At 56.4% G+C, this 24166-nt stretch carries 27 protein-coding genes; 11 read left to right on the top strand and 16 right to left on the bottom strand.

The genetic code is table 11. The features are described from left to right. Window positions 1-64: 64 nt before the first annotated feature. Window positions 65-916, bottom strand: coding sequence for a metal ABC transporter permease (locus tag DOP62_RS03220; protein WP_208673229.1), 852 nt, complete (start codon window positions 914-916; stop codon window positions 65-67). 6 nt (window positions 917-922) lie between these two features. Beyond that, window positions 923-1660 (bottom strand): metal ABC transporter ATP-binding protein, encoded by a 738-nt coding sequence (locus DOP62_RS03215; RefSeq protein ID WP_208673227.1) that lies wholly within the window; start codon window positions 1658-1660, stop codon window positions 923-925. A gap of 64 nt (window positions 1661-1724) precedes the next feature. Here DOP62_RS03215 and DOP62_RS03210 point away from each other — a divergent pair, with 64 nt between their 5' ends. Both DOP62_RS03210 and trmFO read left to right on the top strand, forming a co-directional pair. Then, window positions 1725-2759: a metal ABC transporter solute-binding protein, Zn/Mn family gene (locus tag DOP62_RS03210; RefSeq protein WP_208673225.1), complete on the top strand. Its 1035-nt coding sequence runs from the start codon at window positions 1725-1727 to the stop codon at window positions 2757-2759. 165 nt (window positions 2760-2924) lie between these two features. After that, a complete protein-coding gene (trmFO, locus tag DOP62_RS03205; RefSeq protein WP_208673224.1) occupies window positions 2925-4325 on the top strand; it encodes an FADH(2)-oxidizing methylenetetrahydrofolate--tRNA-(uracil(54)-C(5))-methyltransferase TrmFO in 1401 nt (466 codons plus the stop codon). 416 nt (window positions 4326-4741) lie between these two features. Here the strand turns inward: trmFO and DOP62_RS03200 are convergent, their stop codons facing one another. The 5 genes from DOP62_RS03200 to DOP62_RS03180 form a co-directional block, all read right to left on the bottom strand. Beyond that, window positions 4742-5197, bottom strand: a complete 456-nt coding sequence (locus DOP62_RS03200) for an SRPBCC family protein (RefSeq protein ID WP_208673223.1) — start codon at window positions 5195-5197, stop codon at window positions 4742-4744. 85 nt (window positions 5198-5282) lie between these two features. Beyond that, window positions 5283-5609: an MgPME-cyclase complex family protein gene (locus tag DOP62_RS03195; protein ID WP_208673222.1), complete on the bottom strand. Its 327-nt coding sequence runs from the start codon at window positions 5607-5609 to the stop codon at window positions 5283-5285. A 134-nt stretch (window positions 5610-5743) separates the two neighbouring features. Next, window positions 5744-5881 carry a hypothetical protein gene (locus tag DOP62_RS03190; protein WP_208673221.1) on the bottom strand — a complete coding sequence of 46 codons (138 nt, stop codon included), beginning with the start codon at window positions 5879-5881 and terminating at the stop codon, window positions 5744-5746. A 53-nt stretch (window positions 5882-5934) separates the two neighbouring features. Further along, the gene (locus DOP62_RS03185; protein WP_208673220.1) at window positions 5935-6381 is read right to left on the bottom strand and encodes a YlqD family protein; all 447 of its coding nucleotides are present in this window, start codon (window positions 6379-6381) and stop codon (window positions 5935-5937) included. A 44-nt stretch (window positions 6382-6425) separates the two neighbouring features. After that, window positions 6426-8375 (bottom strand): AMP-dependent synthetase/ligase, encoded by a 1950-nt coding sequence (locus DOP62_RS03180; protein ID WP_208673219.1) that lies wholly within the window; start codon window positions 8373-8375, stop codon window positions 6426-6428. Window positions 8376-8679: 304 nt separating this feature from the next. On the opposite strand from DOP62_RS03180, the gene DOP62_RS03175 reads away from it, so the two are divergent. The 6 genes from DOP62_RS03175 to DOP62_RS03150 all read left to right on the top strand — a co-directional run bounded on the left by DOP62_RS03175 (window position 8680) and on the right by DOP62_RS03150 (window position 14580). Further along, window positions 8680-8946 carry an NIL domain-containing protein gene (locus tag DOP62_RS03175; protein ID WP_208673218.1) on the top strand — a complete coding sequence of 89 codons (267 nt, stop codon included), beginning with the start codon at window positions 8680-8682 and terminating at the stop codon, window positions 8944-8946. Window positions 8947-9242: 296 nt separating this feature from the next. Beyond that, window positions 9243-10916: a potassium-transporting ATPase subunit KdpA gene (kdpA, locus tag DOP62_RS03170; protein ID WP_222610291.1), complete on the top strand. Its 1674-nt coding sequence runs from the start codon at window positions 9243-9245 to the stop codon at window positions 10914-10916. Between the two features lie 24 nt (window positions 10917-10940). Then, window positions 10941-13031, top strand: a complete 2091-nt coding sequence (gene kdpB, locus DOP62_RS03165) for a potassium-transporting ATPase subunit KdpB (RefSeq protein ID WP_208673214.1) — start codon at window positions 10941-10943, stop codon at window positions 13029-13031. Window position 13032: 1 nt separating this feature from the next. Then, window positions 13033-13179 carry a potassium-transporting ATPase subunit F gene (locus DOP62_RS03160; protein WP_208673213.1) on the top strand — a complete coding sequence of 49 codons (147 nt, stop codon included), beginning with the start codon at window positions 13033-13035 and terminating at the stop codon, window positions 13177-13179. A gap of 2 nt (window positions 13180-13181) precedes the next feature. After that, window positions 13182-13793: a K(+)-transporting ATPase subunit C gene (kdpC, locus tag DOP62_RS03155; RefSeq protein WP_208673212.1), complete on the top strand. Its 612-nt coding sequence runs from the start codon at window positions 13182-13184 to the stop codon at window positions 13791-13793. Window positions 13794-13854: 61 nt separating this feature from the next. Beyond that, on the top strand, window positions 13855-14580 hold the full coding sequence (locus tag DOP62_RS03150) for a M15 family metallopeptidase (protein WP_208673211.1): 726 nt from the start codon (window positions 13855-13857) through the stop codon (window positions 14578-14580). On the opposite strand, the gene DOP62_RS03145 is transcribed toward DOP62_RS03150, so the two are convergent. From DOP62_RS03145 to DOP62_RS03105, 9 genes are all read right to left on the bottom strand, one after another. Next, window positions 14536-15201, bottom strand: coding sequence for a cofactor assembly of complex C subunit B (locus DOP62_RS03145; protein WP_208673210.1), 666 nt, complete (start codon window positions 15199-15201; stop codon window positions 14536-14538). The genes DOP62_RS03150 and DOP62_RS03145 overlap by 45 nt on opposite strands. Beyond that, on the bottom strand, window positions 15202-15513 hold the full coding sequence (locus tag DOP62_RS03140; protein ID WP_208673208.1) for a hypothetical protein: 312 nt from the start codon (window positions 15511-15513) through the stop codon (window positions 15202-15204). Window positions 15514-15625: 112 nt separating this feature from the next. After that, window positions 15626-16111, bottom strand: a complete 486-nt coding sequence (locus DOP62_RS03135; RefSeq protein ID WP_208673206.1) for a 2TM domain-containing protein — start codon at window positions 16109-16111, stop codon at window positions 15626-15628. Between the two features lie 50 nt (window positions 16112-16161). Then, on the bottom strand, window positions 16162-16815 hold the full coding sequence (locus tag DOP62_RS03130; protein ID WP_208673204.1) for a hypothetical protein: 654 nt from the start codon (window positions 16813-16815) through the stop codon (window positions 16162-16164). Between the two features lie 31 nt (window positions 16816-16846). Then, window positions 16847-17944: an NAD(P)/FAD-dependent oxidoreductase gene (locus DOP62_RS03125; protein ID WP_208673202.1), complete on the bottom strand. Its 1098-nt coding sequence runs from the start codon at window positions 17942-17944 to the stop codon at window positions 16847-16849. A 13-nt stretch (window positions 17945-17957) separates the two neighbouring features. After that, entirely contained in the window at window positions 17958-18416 is a 459-nt protein-coding gene (psbQ, locus tag DOP62_RS03120) for a photosystem II protein PsbQ (RefSeq protein WP_261789800.1), read from the bottom strand. A gap of 161 nt (window positions 18417-18577) precedes the next feature. After that, a complete protein-coding gene (locus tag DOP62_RS03115; RefSeq protein WP_208673200.1) occupies window positions 18578-19111 on the bottom strand; it encodes an NYN domain-containing protein in 534 nt (177 codons plus the stop codon). A gap of 100 nt (window positions 19112-19211) precedes the next feature. Continuing rightward, window positions 19212-19853, bottom strand: a complete 642-nt coding sequence (locus DOP62_RS03110; protein ID WP_208677020.1) for an energy-coupling factor ABC transporter ATP-binding protein — start codon at window positions 19851-19853, stop codon at window positions 19212-19214. A gap of 170 nt (window positions 19854-20023) precedes the next feature. Next, the gene (locus DOP62_RS03105; RefSeq protein WP_208673198.1) at window positions 20024-20290 is read right to left on the bottom strand and encodes a hypothetical protein; all 267 of its coding nucleotides are present in this window, start codon (window positions 20288-20290) and stop codon (window positions 20024-20026) included. Between the two features lie 201 nt (window positions 20291-20491). Here DOP62_RS03105 and psbD point away from each other — a divergent pair, with 201 nt between their 5' ends. The 3 genes from psbD (at window position 20492) to DOP62_RS03090 (ending at window position 24145) form a co-directional block, all read left to right on the top strand. Then, entirely contained in the window at window positions 20492-21550 is a 1059-nt protein-coding gene (gene psbD, locus DOP62_RS03100; RefSeq protein WP_208674406.1) for a photosystem II D2 protein (photosystem q(a) protein), read from the top strand. 517 nt (window positions 21551-22067) lie between these two features. Further along, entirely contained in the window at window positions 22068-22364 is a 297-nt protein-coding gene (locus DOP62_RS03095) for a 4a-hydroxytetrahydrobiopterin dehydratase (protein WP_261789757.1), read from the top strand. 137 nt (window positions 22365-22501) lie between these two features. Further along, the gene (locus DOP62_RS03090) at window positions 22502-24145 is read left to right on the top strand and encodes an iron uptake porin (RefSeq protein ID WP_338430992.1); all 1644 of its coding nucleotides are present in this window, start codon (window positions 22502-22504) and stop codon (window positions 24143-24145) included. The last annotated feature ends 21 nt before the right edge of the window (window positions 24146-24166 follow it).

Raw genomic sequence — 24166 nt, 5'->3', positions numbered from 1 at the left:
CGATCGCCAACCAGACAAGCTCATTATTGATGCAGGATTGGCCACCACGTCGGTCAAGCAGATCTCAGCGCAGTTTTGATTTAGCGCGCGATCGCATCCAGAGGCCCCGACTGGGACTGAACAAGAAAGCAGCCAGAAAGGCCAAAAAGCTGATTAGGGCGATCGCCGGCCCCGAGGGCAGGTTGAGGTAGTAGCTGCCGTAGAGTCCCAGACAAGCAGAAGCGACACCAATCACCCCGCTGACCACCAGCATCCAGTGCAACTCCCGCACCAAGAGATAGGCCGCGAGGGCGGGGCAGGAAATGAGGGCAATGATCAAAATGACGCCCACGGCTTGCATCCCCGCGATGATCGTCAGGCTCATCGCTGTCACCATGCCAAACTCTAGCCAGCGCACCGGCAGTCCGATCGCCGCCGCACCGACTGGATCGAAGGAGTAATAGAGCAGGGGACGATAGCAAAGCACGATCGCCAGCAACACACCGACCGCAATACTGCCACTTCGCCACAGATCGGTTGGACTGACGCTAAGAATGTCGCCAAACAGAAAGCCCTCAAGATTCAAGCGACTGCCCAGCACGGGAATCAACAGCATCCCCAGCGCAAAGAAGCTTGCCAAAATCGCATTCATGGCGGCATCGGGTTTGACAACGGCCTGACTTTGAATCCAAGTCAGTAAGCCCGAGCTGAGCAGTCCCGACAAGAAGGCACCGATGCTGATGTCAATGCCGATCGCCTGGGCAATCACCAAGCCCGGTAGCACCGCATGGGAGATGACATTCGCCAAAAAGCCAAGGCGCTGCACGATCAAATAGCTGCCGACCACCGGCCCAATCACGCCCGCGATCAAGCCCATCAGTAATGCCCGCCGGAAGAAGTCGTAGGCCAGCGGCGCAGTCAGACTGTCAACAATCACGATCGCCTAGCAAGCAAAGCCCCATTGTCGATCGGGAGGGTGATCCGCTCGCCGCATGCCAAAGGTTTGTTGCAGGTTCTGGGGCGTGAGCGCCCGCTCGGGAATGTCGTGGCAGATGATCCGGCGGTTGAGCAGAATCAGGCGATCGTAGCGCTGCAGGGCATCGCCCCATTCGTGGCTGCAGACAATCAGGGTTTTTCCCTGCTGGGCAAACTGCTGGAACAAGTCCTGCATCAGCCGCTCAGTGGGGTGATCAATGCCGGTGAAGGGCTCATCCAGCAGCAGCAAATCTGCGCCTTGGGCGATCGCTCGTGCTAAAAACACCCGTTGCTGCTGTCCACCCGAGAGTTCTGCTAGGGGACGGTGACGCAGTGCTGTCAGTTGGACTTGTTCTAGAGCAGCGGCAATCCGTGGCTCGGTCTGAGGCGATCGCCCCCACCAGGAACGGACTTCTGCACCCAATCGCACGACGGTTTCTACGGTGATCGGGTACTGCCAATCGATCTGCGATCGCTGCGGTACGTAGGCAATCGATCGCTGGCCACGCCGCAAGGGCCGTCCTCGCCAATGCACCATGCCCGCATAGGGAGTCAACAACCCCAAGATGGCGCGCATCAAGGTGCTCTTACCCGCACCATTGGGGCCGATCAGGGCCAACTGCTCACCGGCTTGCACCTGCAAACAAATATCTTCTAAGACCCTTTGCTGGCGATAGCAGACGCTGAGGTGCCGGATCTCGAGCATAAGGAATGATAACGATTCTCAAATTAATCTATCATCGAGCAGGGGATATTTTCGGCAAGCCACGATGAAGATTGCGTTGGGTTCTGCTAAAGCACTGGGATTCGTCTGTGTCACTGCGCTGCTCTGGGGCTGTCAGCAAAACACCATCAGCAGCGATCGCAACCGGCCCAAAGTCGTGGCAACAACGGCTGTTCTCTGCGACTTAGCCAAGCAAATTGGTCAGGACAGCATCGATCTGACTTGCTTGCTGAAGCCCGATCAGGATCCCCACGTCTACACCCCCACCCCTGAAGACCGGCGGGCTGTGGAAGAAGCTCAATTAGTGCTTTACGGCGGCTATGACTACGAACCGTCCCTGATTCGCATGGTGCAAGCGACCCAGTCGACGACACCTAAACTCGCAGTGTTTGAGGCGGCAGTCCCCAAGCCGTTGCTGGGTGAGGCGCATGATCACGACCATGGTCACGATCACGGAGAGGATCACGATCATGACCATGCCGAGGAGAAAACAGCGGAGAACACCAAAGTCGCTGAACCAACTCCCGATCCGCACGTCTGGCATGATGCCCGCAATGGAGTGGCGATCGCGCAGGTGGTGACCCAGGCACTGAGTGATCTGCAGCCTGCTGAAGCCGCTACCTACCAACAACGAGAGCAGGCGATCGCGGCGGAATTAGAGCAGATTCAAGCTTGGATCCCTCAGCAAATTGCCTCGATTCCCGCAGCCCAACGTCGGCTGATTACCACCCACGATTCGTTTGGCTACTACGCCCAAGCCTACGGTCTGACAGAGTCGGGGGCGATCGCGGGCCTCAGTACCCAAGAGCAACCCACACCGACGCGGCTGACAGAATTGGTTGATAGTTTGCGAGCGGCGCAAGTCCCAACTGTTTTCCGTGAGACCACTAGCAATCCCCAGTTAATTGGCACCGTTGCCCAGGAAGCAGGCGTGCAGGTCTTTGCTCAACCGCTCTACGTGGAAGGCCCTGGTGGTCCTGAATCTCCCGCCCCCAACTATCAGCAGATGTTGATCCACAACACCTGCGCGATCGCCACCGGACTGGGCGGACGTTGCCAGCCGCTCCAATTACCGTCCTAGAGACTCAACGGCCAGCCACTTCTGCCTTCATTCCCATTCGCTGGGAAGCCACCCGCATGCTGTGAACCCCTGAGAGCGCAGCTCCTGATGCTGACCTTCACGGCGGGTCAGCGCGGGGGGACAGTGACCATTCGCTAGGATGAAGATTGCATTTTTCCGGTTGGCATGGCAGCAACAACGCAACCCGTAATCGTGATTGGAGCAGGGTTGGCGGGAACCGAGGCTGCTTGGCAGATTGCCCAGGCGGGCGTGCCGGTTATCCTCTACGAGATGCGGCCCCAGCGCCAGAGTCCAGCGCACCACAGTGAATCCTTTGCGGAGCTGGTCTGTAGCAACTCCTTTGGCGCGATGGCTAGCGATCGTGCAGCAGGACTGTTGCACGAGGAACTGCGGCGGTTAGGGTCGCTGATTTTCAGCAAAGTCCGTGAGCATCAGGTTCCCGCTGGTGGAGCTTTGGCGGTCGATCGCGCCTTGTTCAGCGAAGATCTGACCCGCACTCTTGCCGATCATCCCTTGATTGAGATTCGGCGCGAGGAACTGCGATCGCTGCCGACGGATGGCATTGTTGTGCTCTGCACTGGCCCACTGACCAGTCCCGACCTCGCGGAAGATTTGCAGCAATTTACTGGACAGGACTATTGCAGCTTCTTCGATGCAGCTAGCCCGATCGTCACGGGTGAATCCATCGATCAAGCGATCGCGTTTCGGGCCTCCCGCTATGACAAAGGCGAAGCAGCTTATCTCAACTGCCCTCTCGATCGCGAGCAATATCTGGCCTTCCGCGAAGCCCTGATCACGGCAGAACAGGCGGAACTCAAGGATTTTGAGCAAGAGTCAGCCAAATTCTTTGAAGGCTGCTTGCCAATTGAAGAATTGGCGCGGCGCGGCGAAGATACGATGCGCTACGGGCCGCTCAAGCCAGTGGGACTGTTCGATGCTCGCTTGGGAGACTGGCGCGACCCCGAAAATCGGAGTCGCCGTCCCTATGCGGTTGTCCAGCTTCGGCAGGAAGATCGGGCCGGTAATCTGTGGAATTTGGTCGGCTTCCAGACCAATTTGCGCTGGGGCGAACAAAAGCGGATTTTCCAAATGATTCCAGGGCTGACTCAAGCTGAGTTTGTCCGATTTGGGGTTATGCACCGCAATACCTTTATCAATGCGCCCCAACTGCTTGACCCCAGTCTGCAATTCCGGCAGCGACCGACACTTTTGGCTGCAGGTCAGTTGATTGGCACAGAAGGCTATAGCGCAGCGGTGGCTGGGGGCTGGTTGGCCGGAACCAATGCGGCACGTCTGGCCTTGGGGCGATCGCCGCTTGTTCTACCCGACACTTTGGTCAGCGGTTCGCTCTTCCGTTTCATCAGCAGCGCAGAGCCTAAATATTTCCAACCCATGCCCCCCAACTTTGGCATCCTGCCCAATCTGGAACAGCCGCCTCGCAGTAAGAAAGATCGCTATGCGGCCTATCGCGATCGCGCCCTCCAAGACTTGAATGGCTGGCAACAGGTTCATTCAGTTGGCAATCCACCCTCAGTCCCGAGTTTGGCGACGGCGATCGCTCACTAAGTTCTAAGTGCTCTGGCAACTACCTTCTGACCTGTTTAGAGGGCTTGCTTGCAGCAGTCAAGGAACTCCAATGCCTTCAGCACCAATCACAATTCGAGCCGAATGCTGATTGAGCTCACGGATGAAACGCTGAGTCAAACGGACTGAACAAGCATCATCGGTGCGGGTTTAGCAAGAGCGATCGCGTCAAACTTAAAATTATTTTGTGATTGTAGGGAAAAAGACAAATTTCCGGTGATTAATTGCTTTGAATAGAGCAACCGCAATCAGTCTGCGGCTATTCCACGTCTCTACCCAAGCTTTTCCCCGCTCAGCGATGGCGGGGTTTTTCTTGGCGATTGGATGCAATGACGAAACTCCTAAATGATGCTGGAATAACTCGATTCATTGGCCCACGAGTCCGTGCGATCGCAGGCTTAGGTGAGGTCATCCGGTAAGGATTCCGCGATCGCCTTAAGCCGTTTCAGTTGGGCTTGCATGTCTCGCTGGGTCACTCCTGCAGCAACGCGATCAAATCCCCAAGCAATCCAGGGCTTTGCAATCTGGAAGCGAAAGCAATTATCGAGACGTGTGTGGTCAGCTTCGGGCCACCACTGCCATGTATCAGTTCCCTGAAAAAATCCCTCAAACTGCCAGACAATCTTCCCTTCGCTGCGATCGCAAACGATACAGTCCAAGCAAGGGTAGAGCAACGGAATTTGAATCTGAAACTGAGTGCGACTGCCGCGATTGAGGCTCCACTCGCCGACGGGACGACAGCGAAGCAGAGGGTTCAACCAGCGATGCATCAGGCTCAGATCACGAAAACAGGCTTCTACCGCTGCACAACTCGCTTGGATTGCGATCGCCTGCTGGAAACAACGCTCAGCCATGCCCGCACCTCTGTCTAGATCGATTGATGAAGAGGAGCGGGTTAGGACGGCTCCACGCCCGCAACTCTCCTTCAATTGAACTGATCTAGACTGCCGCCAAGGATGCTAAGGGATCGGCGATCGCCGCTGTTGGTGCCTCAAAACTGCCTTTGAGAACAAACTCAAGCCGCAGCTTTAGCCAAGTAATGAACTGTGGATTGGTCGAAATGATGGCAGCAGCAGGCTGAGGGCACTGAGCCTTGATGCTGGCCAACTCAGGCGCTTCGAGAAAAGCAGGCTGGCGCACGAGCCAAAAATCGATGGTCTGATTACGCTCTGCATAGTGACGCTGGCGTTCCTGCAATACTTCTGCGAGGGGTTCTTCCTCAATCAAAAACTTTTCGCTAGCCAAAATGTAGTGATAAGTCGCCATTGTCAGCTCGGTCTCAGAACACAAACGCTTTTTCCCTATTGTTGATCAGTCTGGCATACCTGATTGCCTTTAAGAACAAGTGTTTAAACGACGGATCGATTTGCCCTCTTGCACTCATTAACAGTTCCGAACGCCTAGACAACAGGATTGTTATCGCCTGTCTTGAGTTCTGCTGTTGTTTTAACGAAAAGTAGGCTGAGGATAGAGGAGCCGTCAAGACAGACTTGAATGCGCGATCGCGACTGCTGGAGATAGCCATTAAAAAAGCCCACAATCTGCTGTGAGCTTCTCAGAACAAAAGGTTGGCTTTTCGGCTCAATACACTCTAGGCAGCACCGCGAATTTCGACGACAACGCCATCACGCAGTACAATTTCGACTTGCATTTTTTCAATCAAGTTATCGCCCGGATGGAGCTCAAAGAAGCTCTCGATTTGACCCTGATTAACTTCTTCTTCGAGGTTGACTACTTGTACTTGCTGGAGTTGCTGGAGAATTTGGTTCTTTTGCTCTAGTAGCTGGGTTTTTTGTTGATTGACTTGAATCTGAATGTTGTCAATCTGTTGCAGCACATTGGGATGTACTGGATTGGCACTTTGGCTGCGAATTTCATTGATAGCAGCCTGCCCCTGCAAGTCTAGCTGTTGGATCTGGGCATCTACCTGACCGAGCTGGCCCTGCAGTGCATTTTGGGCTTCTTGCTTCCAAGTCGGCGTCACGATCGCCTTGACATTGATCGTCCGCTTGAGCTGCAAAGGAGTACCGATAGCCATAGGGTCAAAGAAAAGGATGAAGGGTCAGGGGTCTGAGTCGACGCCTAACTCGCCGATTCAAACATCCCGTCGATCATAGCCGCGTAGCGCTCCGCCACAACATTGCGGCGGATTTTCAGGGTTTGAGTCAGCAGGCCGTTTTCCATGCTGAAGGGTTCTTCGAGGAGTCGGAAGGGACCAATGCGGTCATCAATGCGATAGCCTGGGCGGTCGCGCACTTCGCGGTTGAGTTCCTCGCGAATCAATTTTTGCACTGCCCCCTGCAAATCGGTTTGGCTGATGCTCTGTTCAGCGGCCCAAAGGGCGATCGCCTCTTGGTTGGGAACAATCAGTGCCCCCAAACTCTTGCGATCTTGCCCCACCAGCATGATCTGGCTGATGTAGGAACTGCGCAGGCAAGCATCCTCGATCGGCTGTGGCTCAATATTCTCGCCATTGGTCAGCACGATCGTGTCCTTGGCCCGACCGGTTAGCACAAGGTTGCCTTCGCCCACGACGTAACCCAGATCGCCAGTGTTGAACCACCCTTCGGCATCGAGCACCTGAGCCGTGGCCTCCGGTTTCCCAAAGTAGCCCTGCATAATCTGTGGCCCTTTGGCGAGCACCAGCCCGCGATCGCCACTGGGTCGATTTTCCTGGGTTTCGGGGTCGACGATGCGGATTGCTGTGCCCGGAATCGGCTGACCTGCAGAACCGCGTAGGTTGTGCCAAGGGCGGCGACCGGTCAGCACGGGCGACGTTTCCGTCAGACCATAGCCAACGAGGAGATCAACGCCGACGATTTCAAAGAAGGTGTCGAGGTGAAGCGCTAGTGAGCCGCCACCACTGATTACTTGGCGGATGCGGCCACCGGTTGCTTCACGCACCTTGCCATAGACGAGACGATCGCCCAAACGATGCAGGGGCGCTAAAGCCAACATCCAAGCGCCCTCAGTCAACCGTTGCAGGGGCGAGAGATCGAGGGCCAGCAAATCCAAGCCTTGCCAGCGGCGACGCGCCAAAACAAAGCGCTGACTGATCGCGAAGAATGTATCGATCAGGCGACGTTTTTTCGGCGGTTGCTCTCGAAATTGCTTTTGGACTCCCTCGTAGATCGACTCCCACAGACGCGGCACACTGACCATGAACTGGGGCCGATAGTGGCGCAGATCTTGTTTGACATGGCGCAGGGTAGTGTAGACCTGCGTGCAGCCTTGGGAGAGCAAGAAGTACTCGCAGGCCCGCTCGTAGGAATGCCAAGTCGGCAGAATGCTCAGAACGGTGTCGCCGGGTTGGGGCTGAACGACAACCCCTAAAGTCGTAACTTGGTGGAGCAGGTTGCCATGGGAGAGCATGACGCCCTTCGGCTGGCCTGTGGTGCCTGAGGTGTAGATCAAAGTTGCGAGGCGATCGAGTTGGAGAGTCGGTTCCGGTACCGTCTGCGATCGCCCTAGTTCCAACACCTCGCTAAAGCTGACAACGCGCAGTCCGCCCAGGTCAACCACTTCATCGCTCAACACGATCACAAATTGCAGCGATTGCTCTTCTAATCCGGGCTGTAGCTTATGAAGGAGGGCAGCATCTTCAACGATCAGGCCGATCGCGCCGCTGTCTTCCAAGATGTAGAGCAGTTCTGGAATATCTGCCTGAGCACCGCGGACGGCATTGGCAGCACCGGCTCGCAGTGTGCCCTGATCCGCAATCAGCCAGCGGGGGCTGTTGTCTGCAAACAGGGCTAATCGTGGGGGCAAATCCGTAGCTGTTGCGGCCGGTAATCCCAGCGCGAGCAAACCACCCGCGAACGCCTCAATCTGGATAGCGAGTTCCTGATAGCTGATCGTGACGGGTGGGTCAGCATGGGGAGCAATGAGGGCTGGTGCAGCACCGAATTGACTGGCTGTTCGTCCCCAAATCTGGGGCAGGCTTTGGACATCGCGATAGCTTTGCAATTGAGCCAGGAGTCGCTGTTCATGAGGCGTGATGGCGCGAGGTTGCGCGAGGGCGGTTCCAGTCACTCGAGTGGCTCTCCTCTACCGGCGTCCTCATTATTAAGGATCGTTCGCCTTTTCCCCGCATCCTTTGTGCGACTTTTGCCAATGGGCGATCGCTGCAGGGTTTGGGTGCCGAGAGCCTTCAGTCTGCAGGGAAGGCAGCCATAGGTTTTGGTTAAGCAAAATCTGGCATCGGTTGAACTGCGAGGACCCCTCAGCGCGATCGCGCCTGAAACAAAGCGTATTAAAGGAGCAATTCCCAGGAACGGCCGAATCCCCCTAGAGTGAGATCAACGCCTTTGTGTGGCCCTCGGGAGGAGCGCTAGCCATGAGTTCTGATACTGCAACAACGGAGCTGCGGATCCGCCTCTGCATTCCTGAGCCCCGTCGCAATGAACCCATCATCTACACGCTGATCACGGAATACCAACTGCAGGTCAACATCGCAGCTGCAACGATGGGAGCGAACGGCATTGGTGAGGGGTGGTTTGACCTCAGCCTGGCTGGCCCCTCGGATCGGATTGAAGAGGCGATCGCATTCCTGCGAACGAATGGCCTGGAAGTTTGGACGGAGTCTGAACCGACAGACTGGTAAGCGCCCTCAGCCTTGGTGAATTCTGCTTGCTGATCGGAGTCGTCCTGACCAAACGAGAGCTTTCTAGGACTCCGATCGCTGCTCCCAATTGTGACTTGCGGGATGATGAGCGCGTTTTATTTCATGACGCGCGACAGGTTGGGTGAGCGATCGCGGTTCACCTGACAGTCCCCCAAACGTTAAAAAAATCGCGACGATTCCTGAAAAGCAGGTTGTTCTCAACACTGTGAAGTTTGCTAGTGATCGCCATTGCCAATGGCCGGCCTGCAACCTTCCACCCATTTCATCGGTTTCGGCTGATGCTGCCTCTTGTCGAAGTTGGGCTGACGCTTGCGCCACTACTCCTGACAACACCGATTCTGGGGAGATACCTATGGCGCGTTTTTACTGAGCAATCCAGCCTGCTCGATCGCCTCTGCCGTCCTTGGGAACAGCGTCTCTGGGCGTGGATCGGCGTAGATCCCCAGCAGTCGATGACGGCGGGGGCCTACCTGCGATCGCTGCTTGCCGTCAATGCCATCACCGCCATCTTGAGTGCCGGTCTGCTGTCGCTCCAGGGTTGGCTGCCGCTTAACCCCACTCAGCGATCGCCCCTGCGCTGGGATTTGGCCCTGCATACGATCGTTTCCTTTGTCACCAATACTGACCAGCAGCACTACAGCGGTGAGCTAAGTCTTAGCGATGCCAGTCAGATTGGGGTGATCGGATTTCTGATGTTCACGTCTGCCGCGACAGGACTGGCAGTGGGGATTGCCTTCGTGCGGGGCTTGGCGGGTCAAGGACTCGGTAACTTCTACCGCGATTGGCTGCTGAGTTTGACGCGGGTGCTGCTGCCGCTCTCGCTCGTTTTGGCAGTGATCTTGCTGGCGCTCGGTGTCCCAGAAAGCTTGGCTGAGGTGGCGATCGCTCAGACCTTAGACGGGGCAACCCAAGCGATCGCTCGTGGGCCGATCGCCCATCTCGAAGCGATCAAGCTCTTGGGAGAAAACGGTGGAGGGATCTTGGCGGCGAACTCTGCCCATCCGTTTGAAAATCCCAGTGCCCTCAGCAATTGGCTGGAAGCGATCGCCATGTTGGTCATCCCGACAGCCCTGCTGGATACCTATGGTCGCTTTCTCGGCAATCGGCGACAGGCTTGGCTGCTGTTGGGTCTGGCGACAGGTCTACTGCTGGTGCTGGTGGGTTTGGCCGTCAGCAGTGAAGGCCAGGGCAATCCTGGGCTCCAGACTTGGGTGCAAGGCCCCAATTGGGAAGGCAAAGAAATTCGCTTCGACTGGGTGCAGTCCGCTCTCTGGTCGGTGATCACCACCAGCACCATGACCGGAGCGGTCAATGCTGACTTAGATTCCCTGATGCCCTTGAGTAACCTTGCGACCTTGTTTGCGCTGTTTCTGCAGGTCATCTTTGGTGGGCAAGGGTTGGGGGCAGCCTATCTCGTTGTCTTTGTGCTGCTCAGCATTTTTGTGACCGGTCTGATGGTGGGGCGTACCCCCGATTTTCAGGGCCGCAAGATTGAAAAGCCTCAGGTGGTCTTAGCCAGTCTGATTTTGCTCGTTCACCCGCTGTTTGTCCTAATTCCCAGTGCGATCGCCCTCTCCCAGCCTGTAGTGACGCAAACCCTCAGCCAAGCGGGTTTCCACGGCCTGAGCCAAGCCATCTACGAATATGCCTCTGCCAGTGCCAACAACGGCTCGGGTCTGGAAGGACTCCAGGATGACACCCTTTGGTGGAACCTCAGCACCACGGTCAGTTTGCTGGGCGGTCGGTTTCTGCCGATCGCGGCACTCTTGGCTTTGGCCGAAGGCATGGGGCACAAGCCCCAACTGCCACCCACCGCTGGCAGCCTCCGCAGCGATACTCCCCTGTTCACCGGTGTCACGGCGATCGTCATCGCCATTCTGGGCGCTTTGACCTTTTTCCCCGTTTTGGCGCTTGGCCCGATTGCTGAAGCCTTGCAGCTTTACCGCTAATTGCGACCCTTCGCGGCGATGCCCATGCCTCTACTCCCCCGTCATCACCGAGCTCCAGGCGGCCCGCGATCGCAGCGTCGTCACCTCGCTCAGCCCCAACGTCAGGGGTTATACCGGCGCGCCCTCATTGAAGCGTTCCGCAAACTCGACCCACGCCAGATGGTCCGCAATCCCGTGATGTTTGTGGTCTGGTTGGGCACGATTCTGACCTTCCTCTTGGTGCTGAATCCGAGTTTGTTTGGCGGCAGTCACGAGCCGGGGGCGCGATCGTTTAATGCCCTGATTGGTCTGACCCTGTTTTTGACGGTTTGGTTTGCCAACGTTGCAGAGGCGATCGCTGAAGGTCGCGGCAAAGCCCAGGCCGATGCCCTGCGGGCGACCCAAACCCAGACCCTTGCGCAGCGGCTCACGACAGCAGGGACGATCGAGTCGATCCCCTCACCAGAACTGCGGAAAGGCGATCGCGTGGTGGTGGTGGCAGGAGCGCTGATTCCCGCCGATGGAGAGGTGATTGCCGGAGTTGCTTCGGTCGATGAATCGGCGATTACCGGTGAGTCTGCCCCAGTGCTGAAGGAAGCTGGCTCGGATGTGGCGAGTTCGGTAACTGGCGGCACGCGGGTGATCTCCGATCAACTGACGATTCAGATCACCTCAGAGCCGGGTAAAGGCTTCATCGATCGCATGATTCAGTTGGTCGAAGGGGCTAAACGCAGTAAAACGCCGAATGAGATTGCTTTGACGGTTCTGCTAGCCGTCCTGACCCAAATTTTTCTGATCGCGATCGCGACGCTCTCGCCCATTGCGAACTATCTGGGTAGCCCCACTGCGATCGCCACCTTGATCGCTCTCTTGGTGGCTTTAATTCCCACCACGATCGGGGGGCTATTGAGTGCGATTGGCATCGCCGGCATGGATCGGGTTGCGCAATTTAATGTCATTGCAACCTCCGGCCGTGCGGTTGAAGCCTGTGGCGATATCAACACGCTAGTCCTCGACAAGACAGGCACCATCACCCTTGGCAATCGCTTGGCAGATTCCTTCATTCCCTTATCGGGGCGATCGCCTGAAGCCGTGGCAAGAGCAGCTTGGATCGCCAGCTATTTCGACAACACCCCAGAAGGGAAATCGATTGTCCGACTGGCCGAAAGCCAGTTGACTCAGGTGGATTTTGACTGGCAGTCCGCCACGGGAATTGACTTCTCAGCGCGAACTCGGATGAGTGGCACGGATGCTGCGGATGGGCAGGAGTTTCGCAAAGGGGCTGTCGATGCGATTAAGGGCTTTGCGCGATCGCGGGGAGGAACGATTCCCCCCGATTTAGAGGCTGCCTTTGAACAGGTTTCGCGTTTAGGCGGAACGCCACTGGCCGTCTGTATTGGTGCTGAAATCTACGGCGTCATCTATCTCAAGGACATCATCAAAACCGGTATCCGCGAACGCTTTGACCAGCTGCGGCGTATGGGGATTCGCACGGTGATGCTGACTGGGGATAATCATTTAACTGCTTCTGTGATTGCTGCCGAGGCTGGAGTGGATGACTTCATTGCGGAAGCCACGCCTGAAGACAAAATTGCGGTGATTCAAGCGGAGCAGCGCCAAGGCAAGCTGGTGGCGATGACCGGTGATGGCACCAATGATGCGCCAGCTTTAGCTCAGGCGAATGTCGGGTTGGCGATGAATTCAGGCACCCAAGCCGCTAAAGAAGCTGCCAATATGGTCGATTTGGATTCCGATCCAACCAAGCTGATCGATGTGGTGACGATTGGCAAGCAGTTGTTGATCACCCGCGGGGCACTGACTACCTTTTCGATCGCCAATGATGTCGCCAAATACTTTGCGATCTTGCCGGCATTATTCATCGATGCCGGCCTCGCCCCCTTGAATGTGATGAGACTAGCGACGCCGCGATCAGCTCTGCTGGCCGCGATGCTCTACAACGCGTTGATTATTCCAGCCCTCATTCCCTTGGCATTGAAAGGGGTGAAGTTTCGGCCGCTGACCGCGAATGAACTGTTGCAGCGCAATCTTCTGCTCTATGGCGTGGGGGGATTGATCGCGCCCTTTTTAGCGATTAAGGCGATCGACTGGGTCATTTTTCACTTAGGCATTCTCTGAGATGACGATTCCGCTTGATCCGCCAGCAACAGTTTGGATGGCCGCGATCGCGACAGCACCGACCGGCTTGCAAGTCGCCTTGCTTACGGGCGTGATTGCCCTCTCGGTCTATCTGTTTTACGTGATGATCTCTCCCGAGAAGTTTTGACCATGCTCCTGCGTCGGATTCAGCCCGCTCTGCGGATCACGCTCGTAGTCTGGCTACTGACTGCGGTGATCTATCCGCTGATGCTCTGGGGCATGGGTCAGCTGATTTTTCCTGCTCAAGCCAATGGCAGTCTGCTCACTGATGCCCAGGGAACGGTGATTGGGTCATCTCTCATTGGCCAGCCCTTCCAGAGCGATCGCTATTTCTGGGGACGCCCTAGCGCCATTGCCTATGCCACCGATCCCGCCGATCGCCAAACGGGGCGTTCAGGCAATCAACATCTCGGACCGACCAATCCTTTGCTGCGCGATCGCATTGCCGCAGCAGCCCAACAATGGCAGGCGACGGGGTTGTCTGAGATCCCCAGCGACTTGCTCTACAGCTCGGCTTCGGGGCTGGATCCGCACATTTCCCTTGCTGCTGCCCAAGCGCAGATTCCACGAGTGGCTGCGGCTCGTCAGCGATCGCCTGAAGCCATTGCCACCTTGCTCGACTGCTATCGCGATCGCCCTGTCTTGGGGATCATCGGTGGGACTGGCATTAACGTCTTGCAACTCAATCGCGCCTTAGATCGCAATGACCCGGCTGAAGGTCAGACCTGCCCTAACCGCTAACGCATCCCGGACCGTAGCCAGAACACAGTCCATCCCCAAATTCTCCGATATCCTGTCTGCTATGGGCTTTCAGTACGACGATGACGTACCCGTTGCGATCCGCAGCGAGGTGCCAGCTCCCAAAGCACGGACCAACCGCTTGCTGCCTTGGGCCGTGGGTGGTGCGATCGCGGTTTTCGCGATCGGGGCTTGGGCAGTTAGCCAACGTCCGCCTGCCGAGACGGACACGGTCACAGCACCGTCCGACCCCCTGACTGCCCCCTCTGACTCTCTCTTGGGGCATCGCCCCTATGCCGACGCTCCTGCGGCAGTCCTAACGCCACTGGCCAGTAACCCAGACATCCGTCTGCGAACGACTGCGGCCAGAGCGTTTAACGATCTTCAAACTGCCGCCGCTCGGGATGGCGTGCAACTGCTGCCGTTGTCAGGCTTCCGGTCTAAGCAAGAGCAGCGATCGCTCTTTTTTGATGTCAAGGCCGAGCGCAATCAAAGTGTGACTGAGCGGGCGAGTGTCAGCGCGCCACCGGGCTACAGCGAACACCACACAGGCTACGCGATCGACATTGGCGATGCCCAAGCGCCAAATACTCACCTTGAAACCACATTTGAGCAAACGGCAGCTTTCCGCTGGCTACAAGCCAATGCCAAGCGCTTTAATTTCGAGCTATCGTTTCCCCGCAATAATCCCCAGCAGGTCAGCTATGAACCCTGGCACTGGCGGTTTGTCGGAGATGTGGAAAGCCTACGCTTGTTCTACGGCGATCGCGGTACGCCAGCGGCTCAGTGATTGATCGAATTTCGCGGCAATGCCCGCAATCCAACGTTCATCCTGCTGGGTATAGCTGCGCGGAGCACGGGCGGCTAGCAGCAACACGCCGCGATCGCCGATGGGCTGACAGATCAAACCCTGACTGTTAGCGGGTAAATAGTTGAACTCGATCCGACCTGGATAGAGTTTGAGATCGACCAGATAGACGGCTTTGCCCGTTTTCATGGCCCGTTCGACGATTGGCCCCGGTTGCACGGGAACTGGGGGGGCCAAAATACCGCGCCGCATCAGCACCTGCCCGTCGTACCAGAGCAGCAGCGAGCCCGTAATTGTATTGGTCAGCAGCAGCTTGGAGGCCCAAGCTAATTCCTGGCGGATCTCTTCCGGGAGCTGGTCATCGAGATCAAAGCCCTCTTCCCCATCCAGGACGACTATCTCAGGTGGCACGGGCTGAACCCGTTGCCAAAGCAATCCACTCAGAATTAACAGAGCACTGAGCAGAATCCCCAAGGCATCCGATCGCGATTGGGTTGGCAGCAATTCAGGCGTGAGGGCACGGTTGACCATCAGCAACGTCCCCCCGATCGCACCAGCAATCAGGGGGAGCCGCCGTAACCAAACCCCGGAATCCGTGGCCATTTAGTCGAGGTAGCCCATCAAGCTCGCTGCATCTTCCGGCTCATTCGAAGCGATCGGACGATTGAACAGCTTCGGTGCTTGACGCAGATTGCGGTTGTCGGGTGCTTCCCAACGAGCAACAGGACGGCGACCTGCTATTGCCACAGTCTTGGCGACTTCGATCGACGAGGGAGAAATCGGTCGATTTTGGGGCAGTTGCAGGCTGGCTTTGGGTTCCAGATCTACAGGCTGCGCCGCAATAGTCAGGGCTTCTTCAGCGTTGGCTGCCGTGCGGCTGCGTCGGGGCGTGCGGGGCGTCGTCTCTTCGGACATAGCAACCTCTGGCAGGAATACGTCTCTACGGTCTACGTGAATTATAGAATCCGCTCTATCCATTCCACTGATAGGAGTCGTTGGAAATGGTGATGATCCCTATCGGCTGCGGTTATCGATTAAGCGATCGCGCCGGTGGGAGCCAGCGATCGATCCAACGTCCTAGCGATTGACGCAGTTGGCGTTGGCGTCGCCAGGACTGGAACTCCTTCTCGTAGACTTCGGGTGTGGGCTTCCAGGTTTGCCAAAAGCTCAGCACCAACCCGATTGTCCAAGGCACCAAAACGTACAAGCTCCAGCCCAGCCCTTGGCTGGTGATCCAGTTGAGCGCCATCAGGCCCGCATTGACGACGAGAAAGCGAATCGCTTGATCCTGCCAACGCTGCCAGCGCCGCTGATCAAACTCGGTTTGGTCTTGACGTTGCAGTTGCAGCGTACGCCAATCCGTTTCAGCCGCCTGGAGCTGCTCGGTTGTGATTCCCAGTTCAGCCGCCATTTCTTGGAGCTGCTGAGCACTAAATTCATCTTGGGTTGTCGATCGTGCGATCGCCCGCTGCAGAATTTCCTGCACATCTTCGAGGTTGTAGCGATCGGCCATGGTTCTGTCCTCTCTGCCCCTAGTCTGCCACTCGACTAGGACTCTGATAATCAGCCGTCGATCACCTCGACCGTTACCATCTGCAGGCTGGCATAATCACTGAGAAAATTGCGGATGTTGCGGCCGCTGGCCAGCATCAAGGCAGCACTAACGCCGCCACTGGCGATCGCACCGGCGACAGGAATCAAACTGCTGACTGAGGTCGCTGCTGCCCGCGCCAATAGACGACTGCCCAAGGTGGTCAAAGTCCGTTCCATGGCGGCTTTGGAGAGTTGACCCAAGACTTGGTGAATGGCATTGCGCATCAACTGACTGCCAATCAGGGCGGCTAGTTCTGCAACTCCAATACCTGCAGCGGCAGCCATCAACAGCGGCAGATGACGGCGATCGTCCAGTTCAACCCCGTGAACGCGGAACAGGGCCGCTGCAAGTTTGACCTGAGCATAGAGGGTTTGACCGGCATCGAACGAGAGACCCGCCAGCAAAGTTAGGGGGCCGGCGAGACCAGCGACCGTGCTCCAGCCTGCTGTTCGAATTGCGCTGTCGGTAATCATGCGATCGCAGAGCTGTTGGCGATCGGCTAAACCATCAGTCTCGGCCAAGAGGCGATCGGCCCAGCGAATGCCATCACTGACTGCCCGACGCAGTAGCGCACCCATCACAGGCAGCTGAATCAATTGCTGAGGATCGAGGGCAGCAGCCATCGCAACAACTTGGGAGGGGATAGCTGTCAGGTTAGATCATGGCGGCGGTGGACGGGGGCACCGCAGCAGCAAGCAGTTCCTGAACGATCGCAGCAGTAACCGGCGCTAGCAACAGTCCATTGCGGTAGTGAGCCGTCGCCACAATCACATTGGGCCAGTCCGTCAGGCATTCAATCACCGGTGCAGGTCGCCCCAGCGGTCGGGGACGGTAGCCTTGCCAAGCTTGGAGAACTTCTGCCTGTTGGAGATCGGGCCAGAACTGCACAGCGCGCGATCGCAAAGTCTCTAAATACTCCGCTTGTGGCGCGATCGCAGTTTGATCGGGGGGCATCTCCACTGTTGCCCCCAGCCACAATTCGCGATCAGTTAGCGGCACGAGGTGAATATCCTCAGCTGTCATCACTTGCTGAGGCAGACGATTATTCGGCCAGCGCAACCGCAAGGCTTGTCCCAGTACCGGTTGCATTGGTAAATCCAGCCCTAGTTGCTGAGCGATCGCCGTTGACCCCAGCCCAGCACTGAGAATCAGCCAATCACAAGGTCGACCTTCCACAGACAGACCGCGATCGCCGTTTCGCTGCAGCGTTTGTACCGGCGTGTTGAAGCAAAACTCTACGCCCCGTTGCTGAGCTGCTTTTACTAAAGCCAGCGTCAAAGCAGTGGGATTGATTTGGCGATCGTAGGGTGACCAGACCGCCAGGGCAAACTGCTCGGCGGCGATGCTCGGGACGCGATCGCGCAGTTCTGAGGGATCCCAGAGTTCCAGTTCGTAGCCCTGCTGGCGGCGAATCGCCTGCAACTGTTCCCAACCCTCCCGCTCAGTCGGATCGGTAACCAGCTTTAGCAAACCTTCATGGCCTGGAATGGGCTGGCCGATCGCTGCCTCAAGCTCCGGAATCAAGCTTTGGTAGCGGGCTAGGGTGCGTTGACGCAGCTGCCAAAAACGGCCCTTGGTGCGCTGACAAAGGACACCGATCAAGACGCCCAAGGCAGCACCTGTGGCACCCGTAGCTGGGCCAGCAGCTTGATCAAACACGGTGATTTGATAGCGCGAATCGGCGCTCAGCTCGTAGGCCAAGCAAGCTCCGATCGCACCGGCACCAATGATGATCAGCCGCTGTTTGGACATCAGCTGCGATCGCCTAGAGGGTCGGAATCGCGTTTAGGAAAGCGTCGAAATCAACGATCGCTTCTTGGAACTGTTGACGCGCCCGACGGCTATCCCCATCTTTGGCGGCATCATCCAAAGCAATCAGGTGATTAAACAGGTCTTGGGCCGTCTCAGTGGTTTCCGCTTTCAGGGCTGGATCGAGCAAGGTGCGACTGACGGTTGCCGTCTCTCGGCGCACATCGCCCAAAGGACCACGGATGAAGTTTTGGACGAAGGTCCAGTCTTCAGCATTGATCAATTGATCTAACTCGGGGAAGCGATCGCGCGCTGCTTGGAGATTGGCCTGTGATTTTTCGATCTGTAGAATCTGGCTCTCGCTATAGGTCGGCACAGTTGCTGCTGTTGGACCTGCGCAAGCAACCAAAACCGTTGAAAGCAAGGGAATGAGGACGAGCGCAACGGCTCGACGGCAACGAGACCACAATGTCATGGGTTCACGGAGAAATGTTGAGCAGAAGCGTGCTGAAGTGGCACTGCTTCTAGTCTAGGCAGGCTTGCGAGGAAGGGGGCTGATTCGTGTTGTGGCGCACCAATCACCAGCCAAAGTTCACGACTGGGAACCCAGGAGTGGAGCGAAGTCAATCCATGAGCTCAAGGCTGCCGCCGCCAGTATTCCAGCTGACGACGAACGCGATCATCGAGACGACTGCCGAGGGTTTTGGGTTGGTGTTTGCGGCGTTGCTCGACCTGCCACTGTTTTACTTTCTGAATCGAAGTCTCCACATCTTGGGCAAGGCGATGTGTCGACATCCACTCGGCTCCAAAGCCAATTACCGTCAATTGCTGGGCGCGATCGCTGGTGGCGACAATGACTCGCCGTCGAGAAGCTCGTAGTTCATCTCGATGGTTGGCGCAGGTCATTTCAATATAGGTATCGGCTGTCTGCTCAGGATCGGTGTAGCTCACAACAAGCTGCTCGGTCACTTGCTCCTGTTGTCCGGGTGTGGCTCGATACTGTGCATCGAAAACCAGATTGGTGGCATAGCCCTGATAGGCGCTGTAGTTGCTTAATAACTCAATCAATTCAGTCCGGGCTGCTTCTAAACCATGGCGATCGCGGAGTCGCTGCAAGCGTTGCCAAGCGCCAATGACGTTGTAGCCATCAACAAGCAGCAGAGCAGACATGATCTGAGGAGTGGCACTTACTTTGTAAGTGTGACACTTTCTTCACAATCTCCTGCAGCCGGATAGCCTGCCTTGGTTGCTTCTCTTGAGTCCTGAACGTTCAAAGCTGTTCAAGTTTGGCTTTCACGGTAGCCACCGATCCCGTAACGACCACTCGCCCCTGCTGCAACAGACAGGCGCCATCAGCTGCCTCCAGTTCCTCCAATCGGTGTGTCACCCAAAGAGCCGTCAACCCGCGATCGCGCACCAATTGTTTGACTTGCTGAACTAAATCTCGTTGACTGTCGCCATCCAACAGGGCTGTCGGCTCATCAAACAGTAGTAATTCACAGTGGCGAGCGATCGCGCCGGCGATCGCAACCCGTTGCTTTTGACCACCACTGAGGGCATAGACTGGCCGCCGCTCATAGTGCTCCAGTCGCACGGCTGCGAGAGCTTCAGCGACCCGCTCCTTTGCTTGTGCAACTGAGAGCCCTTCTTCAACCAGTCCAAACGCAACATCAGCCCCGACTGTGGGCATCACCAATTGATGATCGGGATTCTGAAAGACAAATCCCAGCGGGCGATCGCCAGTGATGGCGCCTGACTGTAACGGCAACAGGCCAGCAATCAGCCGCAAGAGAGTGGATTTGCCACTGCCGTTATCCCCCAGCAGCATCCAAAATTCACCACGGGGAATCTGGAGGTTGCAATCTTGCAGGATGGGTGACTCAGGCGACCAGCCAAAGCTGAGCGATCGCACGTCTAGCGCAAAAGGAGAAGGGGTTGATGACTGTTCCAAGGATGCTTGAGGAGGCTGCAGCCCCTTGAGAAGCTTTAAGAAAAAGTGAAGCAGCCCCAGTCATGTTGCCAAACCGAGACTGCTCATCAGACTGAAGAAACACTCAGCGATTGCCTATTGAGCGACAGCGATTACTCACCGATGACGGCAAAACCCGGGCGCTTGACTGTTGCGCTGCCGCCCGACTTTTCATACAGCTGCACCGAGGCAATCTCGCTGGTCAGCACTGCTAATTTTTTCTCAGCTTGGAACTCACAATTCAGCTCCAGCACCGATGGTTGGCCGCTCCGCAGCGCTTCAACCACCTGCTGATAGGTTGCCTGGGCAGCCTCTGCTTCTTTGCGCTGCACCGAGACCGGCATGGGCGTGAATTTCAGCGAAATCTCAAGGATGTACATGTGAGCCTTGCAAGACACAACAGCAGCGATCGCCTCCAGTATCTCAGATCCGCCTCCTACCCGTTCGGGGATCGCCTGCCTATAATGAGACGACAGTAACGAAACGTTAAGTTGTGGCCCATCGTTGCAACAAGCAGCTACGTCCGTCACCAGCTACGTTTCTTTGAACTGATATTGCAAATACCTGGAGATTCCGAAGCAATGACGATTGCAGTGGGGCGAGCGCCAGCGGAGCGGGGATGGTTTGACGTCCTCGACGACTGGCTGAAGCGCGACCGATTCGTATTTGTGGGTTGGTCTGGTTTGCTGCTGTTTCCCTGTGCGTACATGGCACTGGGCGGCTGGCTAACTGGGACGACCTTTGTGACGTCGTGGTACACCCACGGCATTGCGTCTTCGTACTTGGAAGGCGGCAACTTTTTGACCGTGGCGGTCAGCACACCAGCGGATGCGTTTGGTCATTCGTTGATGCTGCTGTGGGGCCCCGAGGCACAAGGGAACTTCGTGCGTTGGTGCCAACTGGGCGGTTTGTGGAACTTCGTAGCACTGCACGGCGCCTTCGGTTTGATTGGCTTCATGCTGCGTCAATTTGAGATTGCGCGCTTGGTGGGCGTCCGTCCGTACAACGCGATCGCCTTCTCGGGTCCGATCGCGGTGTTCGTGTCCGTGTTTTTGATGTACCCATTGGGGCAATCGAGCTGGTTCTTCGCACCGAGCTTCGGCGTGGCAGCGATTTTCCGGTTCTTGTTGTTCCTGCAAGGGTTCCACAACTGGACCTTGAACCCATTCCACATGATGGGCGTGGCGGGCATTTTGGGTGGAGCACTGCTGTGTGCCATTCACGGTGCGACGGTGGAAAACACTTTGTTCGAAGACTCCGAGCAATCGAACACCTTCCGAGCGTTTGAGCCGACGCAGGCTGAAGAGACGTACTCGATGGTGACGGCGAACCGTTTTTGGAGCCAGATTTTCGGGATTGCGTTTTCGAACAAGCGCTGGCTGCACTTCTTCATGTTGTTCGTGCCAGTGACGGGCTTGTGGATGAGCTCGATTGGGATTGTTGGTTTGGCATTGAACCTGCGGGCATATGATTTTGTGTCGCAGGAGCTGCGTGCAGCCGAGGATCCGGAGTTTGAGACGTTCTACACGAAGAACATCTTGTTGAACGAAGGGATTCGGGCCTGGATGGCACCGCAAGACCAACCGCACGAAAAATTCGTCTTCCCCGAAGAGGTTCTGCCCCGCGGTAACGCTCTCTAGGCATTTTTCTCTAATCTGGAAGATTTCCATGCTGCGACCTCCCCAAAGGAGGTCGTTGTCGTTAGAATCAAACCGTTAACCCTTGTAGTTGCGCGGAGGTGGTGCCCTCATGGTGGAATGTAGTAAAACCTTGGGTCTGATCGTTGGAGAAAGCCGGCTGTGAGCCGGAACCGTCCTCTGAGCACGATTCCCAGTAATCTTTAAGGTCTGGAACCAGACTTTAGTCGGAGTGTTCTTCCGGCAGCCAGGTTCTGACGTCATAGACCCGACTAGACCGCTCCTTGTCAGCTGACAGGGAGCGGATAGTTTTTTAGGAGCTGCGATCGCCTCATTTCGTAGCAAAAGACACGGGTTGTGAGTGAGCAACTCGCTAGGTTTGAAGGCAATGGTGATTCAAAATCTCTCAATATCAGTGTTCAGCTGGACGTCTTACTGCAAAGTGTTAGCCATTACCCTGATTGCGGGCACCCTACCCCCAGTTGTTGCGAGCCCGCCGGCTTCGGTTGCTCGCGCCTCGATGGCTCGAAACGTGGAGATGAACTCAGTGTTGAGTGCTGCCGAGATTCAAACTCGCTTACTGCGCTTACCGGCGTGGCGTCTGGATGGACAAGCGATTGTCTGCGATCGCCGTTTTGCCGGGTTTCCAGAAGCGATCGCCTTCTTGGATCGATTGGTGGAACCTGCAGAAGCGGCAGGACACCACCCCGACCTAGAGGTTTCCTATAACCGAGTCACCATCCGTTTGACGACGCACGATGCAGGAGGATTGACCGAGAAAGACTTCGCCTTGGCTGAAACCATCAGCCAGTTGTAGACGAGGACCAGTTTGCGAACTAGCACGATCTTGCCCCTTCCCATTGTTGACTAGGCAACATATAATCAACCGTGAAGTTCTGCGATTTCCTTGTCAGTAATCCCAAGCTTCTAACTCCTGGTGTGAGGATTGAGTTCATGAAAAATCTGTTCAAGGTTATGCTGGCTGGCCCATTGGCCGCTGGCGTTGCTTTTGCAGGTGCAGCCCAAGCGACCGACCTGAGCCGCGAAACGATCAATCAGGTCAATGCGATCGCTAACGAAGAGCTGCCTGCTGCGCAAGTCACTTCGATTACCCAGCTGAGCGACGTCAAACCCACCGACTGGGCTTACCAAGCACTCCAATCCTTGGTTGAGCGCTACGGCTGTATCGTTGGTTATCCCGATCGCACCTACCGCGGTAGCCGAGCACTGACTCGTTATGAGTTTGCTGCTGGCTTGAATGCCTGCTTGGACAAAGTTATTGAGTTCGCAGCTTCGAAAGAGGATCTCGACACCCTCAAGAAGCTGATGGAAGAGTTCCAAGCTGAGCTGGCAACCCTCCGTGGTCGTGTTGATGCTCTCGAAGCTCGTGTTACCGAACTCGAAGCAACTCAATTCTCCACGACGACCAAGCTGCAAGGCGAAGTCATCCTGAGCTTGGATCGCGCCTTTGGTCCTAGCGGTCTCGACACCGGCACCTCCTTCTCGCAACGGGTCAGCCTGAACCTCAACACCAGCTTTACCGGTAAAGACTTGCTGAAAACGCGCCTGCGTTCCAACAGCATCACCTCACCGGGTCTGCGTGACTTCAACGGCGGTGTCCCTGGCTCGGGTATCATCAGCCCTGCTGCTGCGCTGGACTACGACAACGCAACCAACGCTCCCAACGCGAACTTCTTCCTCGATACGTTGCTCTACACCTTCCCGGTGGGTGACCTCAAATTCACCGTCGGGACCTCGAACCTGCAAGTTGAAGACATCCTGTCGACGACTGGTTCTTTCTATGCTCCCTACATCAGCTACTTCTTCAGCAACCCGATTCCGGGCATCTACGGTGATGCTGACACTACCAACTCGGCTGGTGCTGGCTTCAACTGGCAGCTGAGCAAGAACTTTAACTTTGGTCTGGCCTACATCAACCAGAACGGCCCGACCACCGGTGGCAACCTGGAAAGCGACCCCACCTCAGGTGTCTTCGGTGCTGACTCCCAAACTACGGCTCAGCTAGCGTTCAAAAACGACAGCGGTACCTTCATCGGTGCATTGGCTTACGCCTACCGCAAAGGCCCAGACCTTGCAACTGACCTCAGCTTCCTGCCCAGCCAGTTTGGTGGTGTGAACTTCGGTACGCCGCGTGCCTTGGCAGGTCTTGGTGTTGGTAACTCGGGCACTGACCTCGTCAGCACCAACAACATTGGTCTGTCCTTGGGTTGGGCAGTCTCCGATGGCTTCACCATCAGCGGCTCCTACGGTATCAGCTTCGGCAACGGCTTCAACGCCAGCAACACGGTTCAGTCCTGGACGGTGGGCTTCACCTTCCCGAACCTGTTTGCTGATGGCAACGAGTTTGGCTTCGCTGTAGGCCAAGCTCCCTACGTGATCAGCGATAGCCGTGGTGCTGCTTTCCAAGACAGTGGCAACTTTGCCTTTGAGATCTACTACAAGCTGCAAGTGACCGACAATATCTCGATCACTCCTGCTCTGTACGCGATCACCAACGCTGGCGGCGGTTTGGAATTCCCCGACACGGCTAACGGCGACTTCTGGGTTCCTGTGATCAAGACTGTCTTCACTTTCTAGAGCTAAGCGCCTAGTTAGTTA

It is taken from the genome of Synechococcus elongatus PCC 11801, assembly GCF_003846445.2.
Classification (GTDB): Bacteria; Cyanobacteriota; Cyanobacteriia; order Synechococcales; family Synechococcaceae; genus Synechococcus; species Synechococcus elongatus_A.
The sequence above is the reverse complement of the archived record's forward strand: the minus strand, read 5'-3'. Positions and strand labels throughout refer to the sequence as shown.